Source organism: Acidovorax sp. GW821-FHT09B03 (genome assembly GCF_059418305.1).
Map to the genome: position 1 here is coordinate 1 of NZ_JBWKPP010000005.1, position 16,881 is coordinate 16,881.

Here is a 16,881-nt window from a genome sequence, read left to right on the forward strand (position 1 = left end):
GACAGTGAAACGACTTTGCGCCGATGATAGTGCGGGTTCCCGTGTGAAAGTAGGTCATCGTCAGGCTCTTACAGCCCAACCGCCCCCAGTACCATTTTGGTATTGGGGGCGTTTGCTTTGGGGCGGCCGAAACGCGTTTGCCCCATCGGGTGGCCAGGCAGGGGCCGCTCCGTGCTGCGGCTCCCCGGTGCCCTGGGGCGCCAATATTTCGTTGCATGTGTCGAATGCGCGCTCCCTGGTCCGTCGTGTATACAGAGCCTCTTGCTCTGTCTGTCCAACCGACCCAAGGAGAACCCCATGCGATTCATGATTCTGGTCAAGGCCGATGCCAACAGCGAAGCGGGCGTGATGCCCCGCGAGGACATGCTGGCCGAGATGGGCCGCTTCAATGAAGAACTGGTGCAGGCCGGCGTAATGCAGGCCGGTGAAGGCCTGCATCCCAGCTCCAGGGGCGCCCGCGTGCGCTTTGCGGGCAGGGACCGCCAGGTGGTCGATGGGCCGTTCGCTGAAACCAAGGAGCTGATTGCAGGCTTCTGGATCTGGAAATGTGCCTCCCTGCAGGAGGCCATCGCCTGGGTCAAGCGCTGCCCGAACCCGATGCTGGGCGAGTCCGAGATCGAGATCCGCCAGATCTTCGAGGCCGAGGACTTTGGCGCCGAATTCACGCCCGAGCTGCGGGCCCAGGAAGAGCAGCTGCGCACACGGGTGGAGGAACAGCTGCGGCAGCAGGACGCCTGACACGGCAGGCAGGCGAACCGCGGTGCAGCCCATTGGCGCCATGAAGGCGCCTATTGGCTGCAAAAGCCGTCAGTTGGCAGGCGGCTGCTGCCGGGGCCCGAAGCGGTACACGCCCTGGTCGTCGAGTGTGCGCTCGAAGCCGCCGTCCAGCCACAGCAGGTGCAGGTGGGCGAGTGCCTCGCCCAGGGCGAAGGTCATCTGGTGCGGGTCGAGCGGGCGCTTGAACATCACAGGCAACACGTCCGTGGCCGACAGCGGGCCGTGGAGGCTGGCATCCACGATCTCCTGCAGGCGCTCCTGGTGGTGGGCTTGCAGTTGGCCGATGCGCACATGCAGGCCTGTGAAGGGCTTGCCATGCGAAGGCAGGGTCAGCGTGTCCGCCGGCAGCGCCAGGTAGCGCTTGATCGAGGTGAGGAACAGCCGCAGCGGATCGGCTTCGGGCTCGGCCGCGTGCACGCTCACATTGGTGGAGATGCGCGGCAGCACCATGTCGCCGCTGACCAGCACCGACAGCTCGGGGCAGTGCAGGGCGATGTGCTCGGGCGCATGGCCGTAGCCGCTGATGCAGTTCCAGCTGCGCCCGCCGATCTCGATGGCATCGCCATCCATCAGGCGCCGGTAGGTGGTGGGCAGGTCCGGCACCAGCGAGTGGTAGTAGGAGCCGCGGCCGTGCACGTGGCCGAGGAACTCCTCGTCGCGCGCACCATGCGAGGTATAGAAATCGGTTGCGGCCTCGCCGCTGAAGCCATCGCGGTTGCCGATGGCCGCGCGGGCCGCGTAGTAGTCGGTGGCGCTGATCCACAGGCGCACGTCCCAGCGCGCGCAGAGCCAGTGCGCCAGGCCGATGTGGTCCGGGTGCATGTGGGTCACGATCACACGCAGGATGGGCAGGCCGTCCAGGCTGGAGGCGAACACCTCCTCCCACTGCGCGCGCGTGAGCGGGTTGTCGATGCAGCAGTCCACCACCGTCCAGCCGTCCACCAGGGTGTTGCCCATCTGCTGGCGGTCGCGCAGCAGCCACAGGTTGATGTGGTCGAGCGCAAACGGCAGGCCCATGCGGATCCAGCGCACCCCGGGTGCCACGTCCATTGCCACCCCTGGCGCTGGAAGGGTGTCGCCCATCGGGTAGGTGATTTGGTGTTCGAGGGGGTTCATGCAGTGCCTGGTTGGGTTAGCATTGACGTTAACGTAAACGTCAGATTCACTGCATTGTAGGGACGGTTCGCAAAGCGACTGTCGCCAGTGCGAAACCCGTCTCCCGCACGAAGCCCATGGCCACCTCCTACACCATCAGCGACCTTGCCAAAGAGTTCGACCTCACGACGCGCGCCATGCGCTTCTACGAAGACATGGGCCTGCTGCAGCCCGAGCGCACCGGCCCGGCCGGCCGCAACCGCATCTACAGCGCACGCGATCGCACCCGCCTGCGCCTGACCCTGCGCGCCAAGCGCCTGGGCCTGTCGCTGACCGAGGCCAAGGAAATCATCGACCTGTACGACAGCCCGCGCGACACAGGCGCGCAGCTGCGCAAATTCCTCGAGGTGCTGGCACTGCACCGCAGGCAGCTGGAGGAGCAGCTGGCCGACTTGCAGGCCAACCTGGAGGAGGTGGAAGAACACGAGCAGGAGGCCCGGGCACTGCTCGACAAGGTCGAACAGCAAAAATGAGCCATAATTGACGTTTACGTAAACGTCAATTCAATTTCCTTCCAGGAACCTGCCGTGACCAGCCCTGCTTTCGAGGTGAGAAGTCCACGCTATGTGCAGCGTGTGAAGGACAGTTTCGCCCTGCAGGGCGCCATGCAGACGCTGGGCGCCCGCCTGGCCCGCATCGAGCCCGGTGCGGTGGACATCGAACTCGACTGGGCCGCCGGCCTCACGCAGCAGCACGGCTTCCTGCATGCCGGCATGGTCGCCACGGCCCTCGATTCCGCCTGCGGTTACGCCGGGTTCACCTTGATGGGCGACGATGCCGCCGTGCTCACCATCGAATTCAAGATCAACCTGCTGGCCCCTGCCCAGGGCGAGTGCTTTCGCATGGAAGGCCGGGTGCTCAAGCCCGGCCGCACCATCACCGTGACTGAAGGGCGCGCCTATGCCATGGGCGCCCAGGGCGAGAAGCTGGTGGCCACCATGGGCTGCACGCTGATGGCCGTGACCGGCCGCGAGATGAAATGAAACACCCCCTGAGTCGCTTCGCGCCTTCCCCCTCTCTCGACCCGCTGCGCGGGTCGGGAGGGGGACGCCCCCAGTGCGGCGGGGCGGCCCTTGCACGGGGGCACTGGCTTTGGCCGTGCCAGTTTTATCCCGCGCATGTCACTTTCAGCGCCGTGGACAACTGAGATCGTCGTGCCCCAAATCCTCACCATTCACTTCCTACCAGGAGACAAACCATGAGCATCCCCGCGAACCTGCCAGGCCTGAACTTCCAGCTGGGCGAAGACATCGATGCCCTGCGCGACGCCGTGCGCGACTTCGCCCAGGCCGATATCGCCCCGCGCGCGGCCGAGATCGACCGCAATGACCAGTTCCCCATGGACCTGTGGCGCAAGATGGGCGAGCTCGGGGTGCTGGGCATCACCGTGCCCGAACAGTACGGCGGTGCCGCCATGGGCTACCTGGCACACATGGTGGCCATGGAGGAGATCTCGCGTGCCAGCGCCTCGGTAGGCCTGTCCTACGGTGCGCACAGCAACCTGTGCGTGAACCAGATCAACCGCAACGGCAGCGAAGCGCAGAAGGCCAAGTACCTGTCCAAGCTGATCAGCGGCGAGCACGTGGGTGCCCTGGCGATGAGCGAGCCCGGTGCCGGCTCCGACGTGATCAGCATGAAGCTCAAGGCCGAGGACAAGGGCGGCTACTACCTGCTCAACGGCAGCAAGATGTGGATCACCAACGGCCCCGACGCCGACACCCTGGTGGTCTACGCCAAGACCGAGCCCGAGCTGGGCGCGCGCGGCGTCACCGCCTTCCTGATCGAGAAGGGCATGCCCGGCTTCAGCGTGGCGCAAAAGCTCGACAAGCTGGGCATGCGCGGCAGCCATACGGGTGAGCTGGTGTTCAACAACGTCGAGGTGCCCGCCTCCCAGATCCTGGGCGGCCTGAACCAGGGCGCCAAGGTGCTCATGAGCGGGCTGGACTACGAGCGCGCGGTATTGACCGGAGGACCTCTGGGGATCATGCAATCGGTGATGGACAACGTCATCCCTTACATTCACGACCGCAAGCAGTTCGGCCAGAGCATTGGCGAATTCCAGCTCATCCAGGGCAAGGTGGCCGACATGTACACCGTGCTCCAGGCAGGGCGCTCGTTTGCCTACACCGTGGCCAAGAACCTGGACATGCTGGGGACCGACCATGTGCGCCAGGTTCGCAAGGACTGCGCCAGCGTCATCCTCTGGTGTGCCGAAAAGGCCACCTGGATGGCGGGCGAGGGCGTGCAGATCTTCGGCGGCAACGGCTACATCAACGAGTACCCCCTGGGGCGCCTGTGGCGTGATGCCAAGCTGTACGAGATCGGCGCGGGCACGAGCGAGATCCGCCGCATGCTGATTGGCCGGGAACTGTTTGCCGAGACCTGCTGAACCCGCAGGCCGATTCCACCTTTTTGAGAGCCGAGACCCATGAGCACCTCCATCGAAGACCTGTTTGTCCACAACCGCGCCTGGGCGGCCCAGATGGAGCGTGAGCGCCCCGGCTTCTTCACAGGCCTGCTGGCGCAGCAAAAGCCCAAGTACATGTGGATCGGCTGCTCCGACAGCCGCGTACCTGCCAACCAGATCACCGGGCTGGAGCCGGGCGAAGTCTTCGTGCACCGCAACGTGGCCAACGTGGTGGTGCCCACCGACCTCAACTGCCTGTCCACCATCCAGTACGCGGTGGACCAGCTGCACATCGAGCACCTGATGGTCGTGGGCCATTACGGCTGCGGTGGCGTGCTGGCTGCGCTGGAGGGCACGCGCGTGGGCCTGGCCGACAACTGGATCCGCCACGTGCAGGACGTGCGCGACCGCCACCGTGAACTGATCGCCTCCACTGCGCCCGAATGGCGCCACGATGTGCTGTGCGAGCTCAACGCCATCGAGCAGGTGGTCAACATCGCCCAGACCACGGTGATGCTCGACGCCTGGGGCCGCGGCCAGAAGGTCACGCTGCACGGCTGGTGCTACGGCCTCAAGGATGGCCTGATCAACAACCTGCACATGACGGTGGACAGCACCGAGGGGCTGGAGTCGCTGTACAAGGCCGCCATCGCGGGCGTGGCCGCCACCCGGCGAGGCTGAGCCCACGGCCCTGCAGGATCGGTAGGCAGCCCATGTTCCCGCAACGACTCGATTCGCCCCAGGCGTACGACATCGCCAAGGCGATGATGGACGGCTTCAACCGCCACTACCGCCTGTTCCGTACCGAGTCCGCGCGGGCCAAGCACCGCTTCGAGACCGCAGACTGGCATGGCCAGCAGCGCGCCCAGCGCGAGCGCATCGAGTTCTACGACCTGCGCGTCAAGGAATGCGTGCGCCGGCTCGAAAAGGAGTACGACGCCGGCACCCAGCCCATGGACGTGTGGCACCAGGTCAAGCTCCACTACATCGGCCTTTTGGTCAACCACCACCAGCCCGAGCTGGCCGAGACCTTCTTCAACTCGGTGACCTGCAAGATCCTGCACCGCACGCATTTCCACAACGACTTCATCTTCGTGCGGCCCGCGGTCAGCACCGAGTACATCGAGAACGAAGAGCCCGCGGCCCGGCCCACCTACCGCGCCTACTACCCCTCGCGTGAGAGCCTGCACGGCACGCTCACCCGCATCATCGACAACTTCCAGCTGCAGGGCACGTTCGCGGACCTGTCGCGCGACACCGGCCACGTGCTGCGCGCCATGCAGGGCCGCCTGGACAAGGTGCGCCTGCGCGCCAACTTCCAGATCCAGGTGCTGGCCAGCCTGTTCTTTCGCAACAAGGGCGCCTACGTGGTGGGCAAGATCATCAACGGCTTCAACGAAGTGCCGTTCGCCCTGCCCATCCTGCACGATGCCGATGGCCGGCTGTACATCGACGCGGCCCTGTTCGGCGAGGACGACCTGCAGATGCTGTTCAGCTTTGCGCGCGCCTACTTCATGGTGGACATGGAGATCCCGAGTGCCTACGTGCAGTTCCTGCGCAGCCTCATGCCACGCAAGCCGCGGGCCGAGATCTACAACGCCCTGGGCCTGGCCAAGCAGGGCAAGACGCTGTTCTACCGCGACTTCCTCTACCACCTCAGGCATTCGAGCGACCGCTTTCGCATCGCGCCCGGCATCAAGGGCATGGTCATGCTGGTCTTCGACCTGCCGTCCTTCCCGTTCGTTTTCAAGCTCATCAAGGACTACTTCCCGCACCAGAAGGAGACCACGCGCGAGCAGATCAAGGCCAAGTACCTGCTGGTCAAGCAGCACGACCGCGTGGGCCGCATGGCCGACACGCTCGAATACAGCGAGGTGGCCTTTCCGCGCGAGCGCTTCGACGACGAGCTGATCGCCGAGATCCAGAAGTTCGCGGAGAGCCAGCTGGAGATCAGCGACCGCGATGGCGATGGCCAGACCGAGGTCATCATCAAGCACCTATACATCGAGCGGCGCATGATCCCGCTCAACATCTACCTGCAGGAGGCCTTCGACACCGGCCTGGCGGACAACCGCGCGCGCCAGCAGATGGAGCACAGCGTGATCGAGTACGGCAATGCCATCAAGGACCTGGTGGCCGCGAACATCTTCCCGGGCGACATGCTGTGGAAGAACTTCGGCGTCACGCGCAACGGCAAGGTCGTGTTCTACGACTACGACGAGATCGAATACCTCACCGACTGCAACTTCCGCCGCGTGCCCACGCCGCGCAACGAGGAAGAAGAGATGAGCGGCGAGATCTGGTACGCCGTGGGCCCGCGCGACGTGTTTCCCGAGACCTTCGGCCCCTTCCTGCTGGGCAACGACGCCGTGCGCGCCGTGTTCATGCAGCACCACGCCGACCTGCTGGACGCCGCGTTCTGGCAGTCGCACAAGGAGCGCATCCAGGCCGGCCATGTGTACGACGTTTTCCCCTACGACACGGACCGGCGTTTCCCCGGTCGTCCGCGCGATTGATTTTTTGACCTGACCCCCATCCAACCCACTGCAGGAGACATTGCCATGAGCAACCACCCCCAAGACCCCATCGTCATCGTCGGCGCCGCACGCACCCCCATGGGCTCGCTGCAGGGCGACTTCTCCAGCCTGGCTGCCCATGACCTGGGCGGCGCCGCCATCAAGGCCGCCATGGAGCGTGCCGGCGTCGCACCCGATGCCGTGGGCGAGGTGCTGTTCGGCAACTGCCTGATGGCCGGCCAGGGCCAGGCGCCTGCGCGCCAGGCGGCCTTCAAGGGCGGCCTGCCCAAGGGCGCGGGCGCGGTCACCTTGTCCAAGATGTGCGGCTCGGGCATGAAGGCCGCGATGATGGCCCACGACATGCTGCTGGCCGGCACGCACGAGGTGATGGTCGCCGGCGGCATGGAGAGCATGACCAACGCCCCCTACCTGTTGCAGAAGGGCCGTGGCGGCTACCGCCTGGGACACGACCGCATCTTCGACCACATGATGCTCGATGGCCTGGAAGATGCCTACGAGGCCGGCCGTTCCATGGGCACCTTCGGTGAGGACTGCGCCGCCAAGTACCAGTTCACGCGCGAGCAGCAGGACGCATTCGCCACGGCCAGCGTGCAGCGCGCCAAGGCCGCCACCGAGTCTGGCGCCTTTGCGGCCGAGATCGTGCCCGTCACCGTCAAGACCCGTGCGGGCGAGACCGTGGTGTCGGTGGACGAAGGCCCGGGCAAGGTCAAGCTCGAGAAGATCGCCGGCCTGAAACCCGCCTTCAAGAAGGACGGCACCATCACCGCCGCGTCGAGCTCCAGCATCAACGACGGCGCCGCAGCGCTGGTGATGATGCGCGAATCCACCGCGAAGAAGCTCGGCTGCAAGCCCATCGCCCGCGTCGTGAGCCATGCCACGCACGCGCAGGAGCCCGAGTGGTTTGCCACCGCCCCCCTGGGCGCCACCCAGAAGGCGCTGGCCAAGGCCGGCTGGGCCGTGGGCGACGTGCAGCTGTGGGAGATCAACGAGGCCTTCGCCGTGGTGCCCATGGCGCTCATGAAGGAACTCGACCTGCCGCACGACAAGGTCAACGTGAATGGCGGCGCCTGCGCCCTGGGCCATCCCATCGGTGCCAGCGGCGCGCGCATCATGGTCACGCTGATCCATGCGCTCAAGGCCCGTGGACTCACCAAGGGCCTGGCCACGCTGTGCATCGGTGGCGGCGAGGCCACGGCCATGGCGCTGGAACTGGTCTGATTTCGGCCCAGCATATTCGGCCAACAATAGGGCCTTCATCACCACCATCCTCCGCACCGGAGCACGCTGCCATGGAATCCAGCACCGCCGCCATCACCGCCTTCTGGCGCGAGTTCGCCGACACCGAGGCTGCCCTGCATGCCATGCCTTTGCGCGAACGTGTGGAGGAGAGCAATGTGCTGCTGGAGCGGCACCTGGAAGGGCTGGCGCTGGAGATGTCCGGTGGTGACGGGGATGCGGTGGTGGACATGATCGTCACCGCCCACGGCAGCATCGACCGCTTCCCCCTGCTGATGCAGGTGGTCGCGGCCGCGCCCAAGCTGCAGCACCACACCCTGCGGGCGTTCCGCGAGCGAACGCAGCAGCCGGACTTTCCCATCGGCATGGACGGCTTCGAGCTGTCCACCTCCGAGGTGCTGATCGCCTGCAGCCAGGACGACGGCCAGGCGGCGCTCGAGATCCGCTTCGGCCGCGAGATCCCGCAGGATTTTCAGGACCATGCGCGCAACATGGCGTTCATCATGATCGACCATGTGCTGGGCGAGTACGACTTTGCCGTGAAGGTCGGCGCCGTGGACTTCGTGGACGAGTCTGCCGACCCCGATGCCGAGTGGACCCCGCTGAGCCTGCTGCCCCCCGTGTTCGACCGCTACTGGAGCGAAACCCTGGGGCGCACCGGCGACTTCCCCAGCGGCGAGCATGTATGGGGTGGCATGACCCTGGCTTTTGGCGGGTCGGACGACGAAGACGCCGGAGAGCCGCAGGACACGGCGCTGGTGATGGTCAACCGCAGTGCCAACCCGGTCGCGATGCGCGCCGACCTGGCCTATGCCCTCACGCTGGACATGCCCGTCGGTGACCGCGACGAGCTCCAGGTGGCGCAGGACCTGCACGACCAGGCGGCCACCCTGCTGGAGTTGTCGCAGCTGGGCATCCTGGCCTACACCATGACCCGCAGCGGGCGCCGCAAGGCCGTGTACTACGTGGGCGATGAACAGCTGGCCAAGCAGGCGCTGGCGCCGCTGCTGCTGCGCGATGAGGCCGCCTCGCTGGAAACCACCACGAGCTTCGATCCCGCCTGGTCGGGCTATTTCGAGTTCGCTATCCACTGACCAGCGCTTTCATCTGACAAGGATCCCCATCCCATGGCAACCATTCTCATCATCGGCGCATCGCGCGGCATTGGCCTGGAGTTGGCGCGCCAGTACGTGGAGGTGGGTGACCGGGTGATCGCCTCCGCGCGCGATGACGCCGGGCGTGAGCGCCTGCAGGCACTGGGGGCCCAGCCGCTCACCATGGACGTGGCCAACCCCGCCAGCGTGAGCGGCCTGTCCTGGCTGCTCGACGGCGAGAAGATCGACCTGGCGCTGTACGTGGCGGGCGTGATCCGCAGGCCCAACGCGCTCACGCCCCCCACGCAGCAGGATTTTGACGCCGTCATGCACACCAACGTGCTGGGCGCCATGCAGGCCCTGCCTCAGGTGGCGCCCATGGTGGCCGACGCGCAGGGCGTGTTTGCCTTCGTGTCCTCGTCCATGTCGCAGATCGGCAGCGTGGACGACAGCGAATCCTGGCTCTACCGCACCAGCAAGGCCGCCCTCAACATGGCCGTGGCCTCGGCCCAGCACGACTACCCGGGTGCCACCCTCATCACCATCGACCCTGGCTGGGTGCAGACCGAGATGGGCGGCGGCGAGGCCCCGCTCACGGTGCAGGAGAGCGTGCGCGGCATGCGTGCCACCCTGGCCAGCGTGACCGATGCCGACAAGGGGCGCCTGCTGCACTATGACGGCCGGCGTGCTGCGCACTGGTAGCCGTGCCCGCCTTTCTTCCTTTCCAACAACAAGTGCTTTCGGAGACCCCATGCTGCTGACCCAAGACCAGGAAATGATCCGCGACGCCGTGCGCGATTTCGCGCAGGCCGAGCTGTGGCCCCACGCGGCGCGCTGGGACAAGGAGCACCACTTCCCGAAGGAGGCGCACCAGGGCCTGGCGGCGCTGGGCGCCTACGGCATCTGCGTGCCCGAAGAGCTGGGCGGCGCCAACCTCGACTATGTGACCCTGGCCCTGGTGCTCGAAGAAATCGCCGCGGGCGACGGCGGCACCAGCACCGCCATCAGCGTGACCAACTGCCCCGTCAACGCCATCCTCATGCGCTATGGCAATGCGCAGCAGAAGAAGGACTGGCTCACGCCGCTGGCCCAGGGCCGCATGCTGGGCGCCTTCTGCCTGACCGAGCCGCATGTGGGCTCGGACGCCTCCGCACTGCGCACCACCGCTGTGCGCCAGGGCGGCGACTACGTGATCAACGGCGTCAAGCAGTTCATCACCAGCGGCAAGAACGGCCACGTGGCCATCGTCATCGCCGTGACCGACAAGGGCGCGGGCAAGAAGGGCATGAGCGCCTTCCTCGTGCCCACCGACAACCCTGGCTACGTGGTGGCGCGGCTCGAAGACAAGCTGGGCCAGCACAGCAGCGACACGGCGCAGATCAACTTCGACAACTGCCGCATTCCGGCCGAGAACCTGATCGGTGCCGAGGGCGAGGGCTACAAGATCGCGCTCGGTGCGCTCGAAGGCGGGCGCATCGGCATCGCCGCGCAAAGCGTGGGCATGGCGCGCAGCGCCTTCGATGCGGCGCTCGCCTACTCCAAGGAGCGCGAGAGCTTCGGCACTGCCATCTTCAACCACCAGGCAGTGGGGTTTCGCTTGGCCGAATGCGCCACGCAGATCGAGGCCGCGCGCCAGCTCATCTGGCATGCCGCCGCGCTGCGCGATGCGGGCCGCCCCTGCCTCAAGGAGGCGGCCATGGCCAAGCTGTTCGCCAGCGAGATGGCCGAGCGCGTCTGCAGCGCCGCCATCCAGACCCTGGGCGGCTATGGCGTGGTGAACGACTTCCCGGTGGAGCGCATCTACCGCGACGTGCGCGTGTGCCAGATCTACGAAGGCACGAGCGACGTGCAGAAGATCATCATCCAGCGCGCCTTGGCCTGAGCGTGCCGCACGGCATCAGTTGCCAGGCTGCCGCAGCCACTGCGCGAGCAGGGCGTGCAGCGTGTCGGCGTCGACCGGCTTGCGCAGGACCAGGTAGCCCTGGGCGTCGGCCTCCTGCAGCTCGGGGGCGTCGAACTCGCCGCTGACCATGGCGCCGTGGGCGTCGGGGCAGCGCTCCAGCAGCGCTAGCAGCACCTCGAAGCCGCTTTCGCCGGAGCGCAGCCGCTGGTCGCACAGGATGGCCTGCGGCGTGAACCCGGCTTCGATGTGGGCGAAGGCCTCGCCTGCGTTGGAGGCCAGGCGCACCTCCACCTCCCAGGTACCGAGCAGGGCCGCCCAGGCGCCCAGCACATGCGGGTCATCGTCGAGCACCAGGCAGCGCCCTGGCAGCGGGCCGTGGTGCCCTTGCGCGCCCAGCGGCGCCAGCTGCTCCGCCGGCGAGGGCGCTTCGGCGGCCGGCAGCTCGACCCAGAAGCACGATCCCTTGCCGAGCCGGGATCGAAGGCCCTGCCGGGCGCCCATCAGCGCCACGCAGCGGGCCACCACGGCCAGTCCCAGGCCGTGGCCGCTGCGGTGCAGCTGCCATGCGTGGTGGGGGCGGTAGAAGGCCTGGTAGATCTGGCCCTGTTCTTCCAGGGCGACACCGACCCCGGTGTCCCATACCTCGATGCGCCAGTGCCTGCCGCGCTGCCGAGCGCCCACCAGCACGCCGCCGTGCGGTGTGTAGCGCAGCGCGTTGTGCACCAGGTTGGCCAATGACTGCCGCGCCAGCGCCGGGTCGGCCAGCACGGTGGCATGGGGCGGCGGCCGGTGCAGCCGCAGGGCCAGGCGGCGCGCGCCGGCTTCGGCTGCAAACTGGGTGTGGATGTCGTCGAACAGCCCCTGGAGCGGCAGCGCAGCGGGCCGCAACTCCACCGCGCCCGATTCGATGCGCGACAGGTCCAGCAGGGCATCGAACATGTGGCTCACCGAGCGCATGCTGAGCCGCCACTGCGTGAGCAGACCCTCCAGCCGCGGGATGTCCTTGCCGTGCAGGGCAATGGCCTCGGCCAGCAGGCCCATGGCGTGCACGGGCTGGCGCAGGTCGTGCGCGGCGGTGCTCAAGAAGCGGTTCTTCTCGGCCAGCGCCATCTCGGCCGCGCTGCTGGCCTGGCGGTAGCGTTCCGCCAGGTCCCGGCTGTGCTCTTCGAGCGCCACCTGGCGCACGAAGAAGCGGTGCGAGTGGATGGCGCTGCGGTAGATCACCACCATCATCACCAGGGCGATGGGCAGGGTGAAGTACCAATGGCTCTCGAAGGCCCAGGGCATCAGCACGAGGCTGCCGCCCATGCCGAAGAAGAATGCCCGGTAGACCCGCCACGAGGCCGACATCTGGGCGGCGTTGACAGCCACCGTACCCATCAGGGCGGCGTACACCAGCAGCATGAAGTCGTAGCTGGCAGTGCCCATGGGCAGGACCACGGTCGATGCCAGCGCCACGCCATGGGCCAGCGCCAGCCGCTGCACACGGGGCTGCCAGGCCGCGAGCAGGTCGGCGGGCGGGTGTTCGAGCTGCTCGCGGCGGTAGCGGCGCAGCAGGTGCCATGCGTACCACAGGGCCGGCAGGTACAGCGCGCCCCAGACGAAGAAGCCGCGCGGGTTGCCGCCCAGCCAGGCCAGCAGCCCTCCGAACAGAAAACCCATGGCGGGCATGGCCGCCATGCTCAGGCGCAGGCGCGCAAAGGCGGCGCTCAGCAGCCGCAGGCGGCCTGCGTCGGTGGGCGTGGGGGTGTCCAGCGCTTGCTCTGACATGTCCATGTGCCATGCCTCCCGTCAGCGGCCGTGCCGGGGTTCCAGCCACTGGGCCAGCAGGGCATGCAGCCGGACCACGTCGAGCGGCTTGGGCAGCACCAGGTAGCCCTCGCTCTCGGCTTCCTGCAGCTCGGGCGAGTGCAGTTCTCCGCTGACCATGGCACCGTAGGCGCCGGGGCAGTGCGCCATCAGCGCGCGCAGGATGTCAAAGCCGCTCTCGCCCGAGCGCAGGCGCTGGTCGCACAGAATGGCCCCTGGGGTGAAGCCCGTGTCCACCAGCGCCCAGGCCTCGCTGGCGCAGCTGGCGAAGCGGGCGCTGATGCCCCAGGCCTGCAACAGCGCGGCCCAGGCAGTCGCCACCTGCGGGTCGTCGTCGATGACCAGGCAGGTGCCTGACAGCGAACCCAGGTCAGGCGGGCTGCCACCGCCGGCGTCCCATGCCAGGCCGCTGTGGCGGGCAGGCAGGGCGTGGCTGGCGACCAGGGTGGCCGCGGGCAGGTGCAGCCAGAACCGCGATCCCCTGCCCAGGCGCGATGCGAGCCCGTAGTCGGCGCCCATCAGCTTGGCGCAGCGTGCCACCACGGCCAGGCCGAGGCCATGGCCGTCGTTGCCGATGTTCCAGGCGTGCTGCGGGCGGTAGAACGGTGTGTAGATGCGCAGCTTGTCCTCCAGGGCCACGCCCACGCCGGTGTCCCAGACCTCGATCTGCCAGCCCCCGCGGCGCCGGCGCGCGGTGAGCAGCACGCCGCCGCGCAAGGTGTAGCGCAGTGCGTTGTGCACCAGGTTCACGACCGACTGGCGCAGCAGGTCCGCATCGGCCAGCACGGCGGCCTGGGGACCCGGCGGGCGCACGCGCAGCTGCAGCCCGCGCGTGCGCGCCTCCTCGCGAAACAGCGTGAGCACGTCGCCGAAGAGGGCCTCCAGGGCCACCGGTACGGCGTGCACGGCCACATGGCCGCCTTCGATGCGCGAGAGGTCCAGCAGCGAGTTGAACATCCGGTTGACCGAGTGCACGCTGCGCTGCAGGTCGGCCAGCGGGGCGGACAGGCCCGGGTCGTGGTTGCGCCGGGCAATGGCCGCGGCCAGCAGCCCCATGGCGTGCACGGGCTGGCGCAGGTCGTGCGCGGCGGTGCTCAGAAAGCGGTTCTTCTCTTCCAGGGCGGCCTGGGCTTCGTCGCGCGCCGCCAGGTAGCGCGCAGCCAGCTGCGCGCCGCGCTCTTCCAGCCGCACCTGCTGCACGAAGAAGCGGTGCGTCGCGTTGGAGTGGCGGTAGATGGCCAGGCTGAACAGCAGCGCCAACGGCAGGACGGCATGCCAGTGCCCCGGAAACACCCAGACCAGCAGGGGCAGCGATGCATTCCAGCCCGCCATGTACAGGCGCATGAACACGCTGAGCACGGGCGTCTGGAGGGTGGCATTGCCGACCACGATGGCGGCGTTGGTCACCAGCAGCAGCAAGGCAAAGTCATAGTCCGCATGGCCGGCCACGATGGCCATGGGCGCGGTGATGCCGGCGCCGTGCAGCAAGGCGCATGCTTCGAGTCGGGGCTTCCACTTGCGCACCATGGCCTGGGCATCCAGGCGCTTGCGGTCGCGCAGGTGCAGGCGCCGCTGCACGGACATCACCAGCGCGAACAGGGCGTAGAAGCCGCACCACACCCACATCCACCGTGCATCGTGCCCCTGCGCGTAGAACAGCGTGAGCGCCAGCGACACCAGCGGCAGCACGAAGATGCTGGTGAGCAGGAAGCCGAAGGTCATCTGCAGCAGGCGGGCCTGCCCCTCCATGCTGATGGGGGCGTCGTCGGACCCCTCGGCCGGTGGTGCTGCCGCAGGCGAGGCCATCAGCCCGCAGGCCCTGTGGCCAGCACCAGCCTGCGCCCGCGCAATTGGGTGATGGCCTCGATGCGGTTGCGTGCACCCAGGCGCTGCAGGATGGCGGTGACATGCTCCTTGACCGTGCTTTCCGACAAGGCCAGGTCCAGCGCGATGCGCTTGTTGGGCTGGCCCAGCAGCACCAGGGCCAGGATCTCGCCCTGGCGTGTGGACAGGCCCAGCTCGGCCGGGGTCACGGGCAGCTCGCGGCTGCGCAGGCCGCCGGGTTGCACGCGCCCGGCCGGAACGAACCAGGTCAGGCCGCCCAGCAGCGCATGCACGGCCTGGGCAAAGGTGTTCGGGCTGTCCTGCTTGTGCAGGAAGCCGTGCGCACCGCTCGCGCGCGCGCGTTCGCTCAGGAGCGGGTCGTCGTCGCCGCTCATGACGGCTATGGCCGTGCCGGGGCAACTGGCCCGCAGCTGGGCGATCAGGCCCAGCGCTGCGCCTTCCGCCAGCCAGAAATCGATGAGGGCCAGCGCCGGTGCGCCATGGGTCGCCACCTGCTGCAGGCAGTCGGCTGCGTCGGTGGCCAGCCGCATCTCCATGTCCGGGCGCAGCGAGCGCAGAAACTCGGCAACCCCACGTGCCACCAGGGGGTGGTCGTCCAGGATGATGGCGTAGGGGGGCGTGGAAGACATTCGGTGGTGTGAAACCCGCAGAGAGGGCAAATTCTGCCAAGTGTTCCGCAAGATGGCTGCGGCGCCAACCCTACCCAGGTAGGGTTGGCATGCGCGTGCACAGTCGCTGCGGGGAGGCGTAGGCAGGTCTGCTACATCCGGATACCTTAAGGGCCTGCTCTCGCTCGGCACCGCCCACTGCCGGATCGATCAACCCGCGCTGTCGCGCTTGCGCAGCACCACGGTGATCTGCCCGTTGGTCTCGATGGTGGCGCGCTCCACCTCGTGCACGTGCAGGCAGCCGCCGGCGCGCAGCGCGGCCTCCAGGTCGTCGGTGGACAGCAGTTCCTTGTGCATCAGCTCGGTATGCACCTGGCCCTTGTCCACCAGCACGCGCGGCGTGCCGTCGATCAGGCGCTCCAGCCACCCGAAACGGAAGGTCAGGTTGGCCAGCACCACATGGCAGCCCATGAGCGTGCTGGCCGAGATCAGCCCGCCGACCAGGGAGTTGTCGCCCGCGTTCATCGAGTTCTGCACGGCATTGGACAGGATCAGCAGCAGCACCAGGTCGAACGGTGCGTATTGCCCCGTCTGGCGCTTGCCCGTGAGCCGCAGGAAGACCAGCAGGAACACGTAGACCAGGATCCCGCGCAGCACAAACTCCCACCAGGGCACGCTCATTTCCCACATGGTTCGACTCCTCGGACATGGATATCCGTGGGTGCCAGTCTACGGGGTCTGCGCGTGGGCGAAAATCGGACCTTGCCGTTCCTTGTGTTTGACCAGAGAGATACCACGCATGCTGCGTCGCGAATTCCACCACCATGCCAGCGCGGGGGCCCTGGGCGCCTTGCTGCTGGCCGTTGCCACCCGGGCCCATGCCCTGTCGCTGGCCGATCTGTCGGCCGCCGACACCTCGGGCGGGCTCAAGGCCGCCCTGTCTCAGGGCGTGCAGGCGGCCGTTGCCTCGCTCGGGCGGCCCGACGGCTTCCTGGGCAACCCCCGGGTGCGCATCGGCTTGCCAGGACAGCTCGACGATGCCGCCAAGCTTCTGAAGTCGCTGGGCCAGGGGCGGCGTATCGACGAGCTGGTCACCTCCCTCAACCGTGCCGCCGAAGCCGCCGTGCCACTGGGCAAGGATTTGCTGGTGCAGGCCGTCCAGAGCATGACCGTGATCGACGCCCGCAACATTCTGACCGGGGGCGACACCTCGGTGACGGCCTTCTTTGCAGAGAAGACGCGGGCCCCGCTGGGCGAGCGCTTCCTGCCCGTGGTGAACCAGGCCACCGAGAAGGTCGGCCTCACGCAGAAGTACAACGCCTTTGCCGGCAAGGCCGCCAGCTTCGGCCTGCTCAAGGCCGAGGACGCCAACCTGGCGCAGTACGTCACCGGGCGCACGCTTGACGGCCTGTACCTCATGATCGGCGAGGAAGAGCGCGCCATCCGCCAGAACCCCGCAGCGGCCGGTAGCGCCCTGGCCAAAAAAGTGTTCGGAGCACTGCGCTGAAAG

General features: G+C 67.5%; 16 protein-coding genes. 11 read left to right on the forward strand and 5 right to left on the reverse strand.

Going from position 1 to position 16,881, the window contains the following annotated elements; translation table 11 throughout:
- Positions 1–297 precede the first annotated feature (297 nt).
- Positions 298–738 (forward strand): YciI family protein, encoded by a 441-nt coding sequence (locus AC07PA_RS10970; protein WP_007860637.1) that lies wholly within the window; start codon positions 298–300, stop codon positions 736–738.
- A 69-nt stretch (positions 739–807) separates the two neighbouring features.
- Here AC07PA_RS10970 and AC07PA_RS10975 read toward each other — a convergent pair whose 3' ends face one another.
- A complete protein-coding gene (locus tag AC07PA_RS10975; protein WP_494605298.1) occupies positions 808–1,893 on the reverse strand; it encodes an MBL fold metallo-hydrolase in 1,086 nt (361 codons plus the stop codon).
- 116 nt (positions 1,894–2,009) lie between these two features.
- Here AC07PA_RS10975 and AC07PA_RS10980 point away from each other — a divergent pair, with 116 nt between their 5' ends.
- The 9 genes from AC07PA_RS10980 (at position 2,010) to AC07PA_RS11020 (ending at position 11,088) form a co-directional block, all read left to right on the forward strand.
- On the forward strand, positions 2,010–2,405 hold the full coding sequence (locus AC07PA_RS10980) for a MerR family transcriptional regulator (RefSeq protein ID WP_007860641.1): 396 nt from the start codon (positions 2,010–2,012) through the stop codon (positions 2,403–2,405).
- A 54-nt stretch (positions 2,406–2,459) separates the two neighbouring features.
- Positions 2,460–2,915 (forward strand): PaaI family thioesterase, encoded by a 456-nt coding sequence (locus tag AC07PA_RS10985; RefSeq protein WP_494605301.1) that lies wholly within the window; start codon positions 2,460–2,462, stop codon positions 2,913–2,915.
- Between the two features lie 215 nt (positions 2,916–3,130).
- A complete protein-coding gene (locus tag AC07PA_RS10990; RefSeq protein ID WP_494605303.1) occupies positions 3,131–4,321 on the forward strand; it encodes an isovaleryl-CoA dehydrogenase in 1,191 nt (396 codons plus the stop codon).
- 39 nt (positions 4,322–4,360) lie between these two features.
- On the forward strand, positions 4,361–5,020 hold the full coding sequence (can, locus tag AC07PA_RS10995; protein WP_494605305.1) for a carbonate dehydratase: 660 nt from the start codon (positions 4,361–4,363) through the stop codon (positions 5,018–5,020).
- 32 nt (positions 5,021–5,052) lie between these two features.
- Entirely contained in the window at positions 5,053–6,855 is a 1,803-nt protein-coding gene (aceK, locus tag AC07PA_RS11000) for a bifunctional isocitrate dehydrogenase kinase/phosphatase (protein WP_494605307.1), read from the forward strand.
- Positions 6,856–6,900: 45 nt separating this feature from the next.
- Positions 6,901–8,094 carry an acetyl-CoA C-acyltransferase gene (locus AC07PA_RS11005; RefSeq protein ID WP_494605309.1) on the forward strand — a complete coding sequence of 398 codons (1,194 nt, stop codon included), beginning with the start codon at positions 6,901–6,903 and terminating at the stop codon, positions 8,092–8,094.
- A gap of 71 nt (positions 8,095–8,165) precedes the next feature.
- A complete protein-coding gene (locus AC07PA_RS11010; protein WP_494605311.1) occupies positions 8,166–9,206 on the forward strand; it encodes a DUF695 domain-containing protein in 1,041 nt (346 codons plus the stop codon).
- 33 nt (positions 9,207–9,239) lie between these two features.
- The gene (locus AC07PA_RS11015; RefSeq protein WP_494605313.1) at positions 9,240–9,908 is read left to right on the forward strand and encodes an SDR family oxidoreductase; all 669 of its coding nucleotides are present in this window, start codon (positions 9,240–9,242) and stop codon (positions 9,906–9,908) included.
- Positions 9,909–9,957: 49 nt separating this feature from the next.
- Positions 9,958–11,088, forward strand: a complete 1,131-nt coding sequence (locus AC07PA_RS11020; protein WP_494605315.1) for an acyl-CoA dehydrogenase family protein — start codon at positions 9,958–9,960, stop codon at positions 11,086–11,088.
- A 15-nt stretch (positions 11,089–11,103) separates the two neighbouring features.
- On the opposite strand, the gene AC07PA_RS11025 is transcribed toward AC07PA_RS11020, so the two are convergent.
- From AC07PA_RS11025 to AC07PA_RS11040, 4 genes are all read right to left on the reverse strand, one after another.
- On the reverse strand, positions 11,104–12,885 hold the full coding sequence (locus tag AC07PA_RS11025; RefSeq protein ID WP_494605317.1) for an ATP-binding protein: 1,782 nt from the start codon (positions 12,883–12,885) through the stop codon (positions 11,104–11,106).
- 15 nt (positions 12,886–12,900) lie between these two features.
- On the reverse strand, positions 12,901–14,724 hold the full coding sequence (locus tag AC07PA_RS11030) for a sensor histidine kinase (protein ID WP_494605319.1): 1,824 nt from the start codon (positions 14,722–14,724) through the stop codon (positions 12,901–12,903).
- Positions 14,724–15,392 (reverse strand): response regulator transcription factor, encoded by a 669-nt coding sequence (locus tag AC07PA_RS11035; RefSeq protein ID WP_145695946.1) that lies wholly within the window; start codon positions 15,390–15,392, stop codon positions 14,724–14,726. The genes AC07PA_RS11030 and AC07PA_RS11035 overlap by 1 nt, the downstream gene beginning before the upstream one ends.
- Positions 15,393–15,581: 189 nt before the next feature.
- Positions 15,582–16,061, reverse strand: a complete 480-nt coding sequence (locus AC07PA_RS11040; RefSeq protein WP_007860664.1) for a DUF421 domain-containing protein — start codon at positions 16,059–16,061, stop codon at positions 15,582–15,584.
- A 109-nt stretch (positions 16,062–16,170) separates the two neighbouring features.
- On the opposite strand from AC07PA_RS11040, the gene AC07PA_RS11045 reads away from it, so the two are divergent.
- Positions 16,171–16,878, forward strand: a complete 708-nt coding sequence (locus AC07PA_RS11045; protein WP_494605322.1) for a DUF4197 domain-containing protein — start codon at positions 16,171–16,173, stop codon at positions 16,876–16,878.
- The last annotated feature ends 3 nt before the right edge of the window (positions 16,879–16,881 follow it).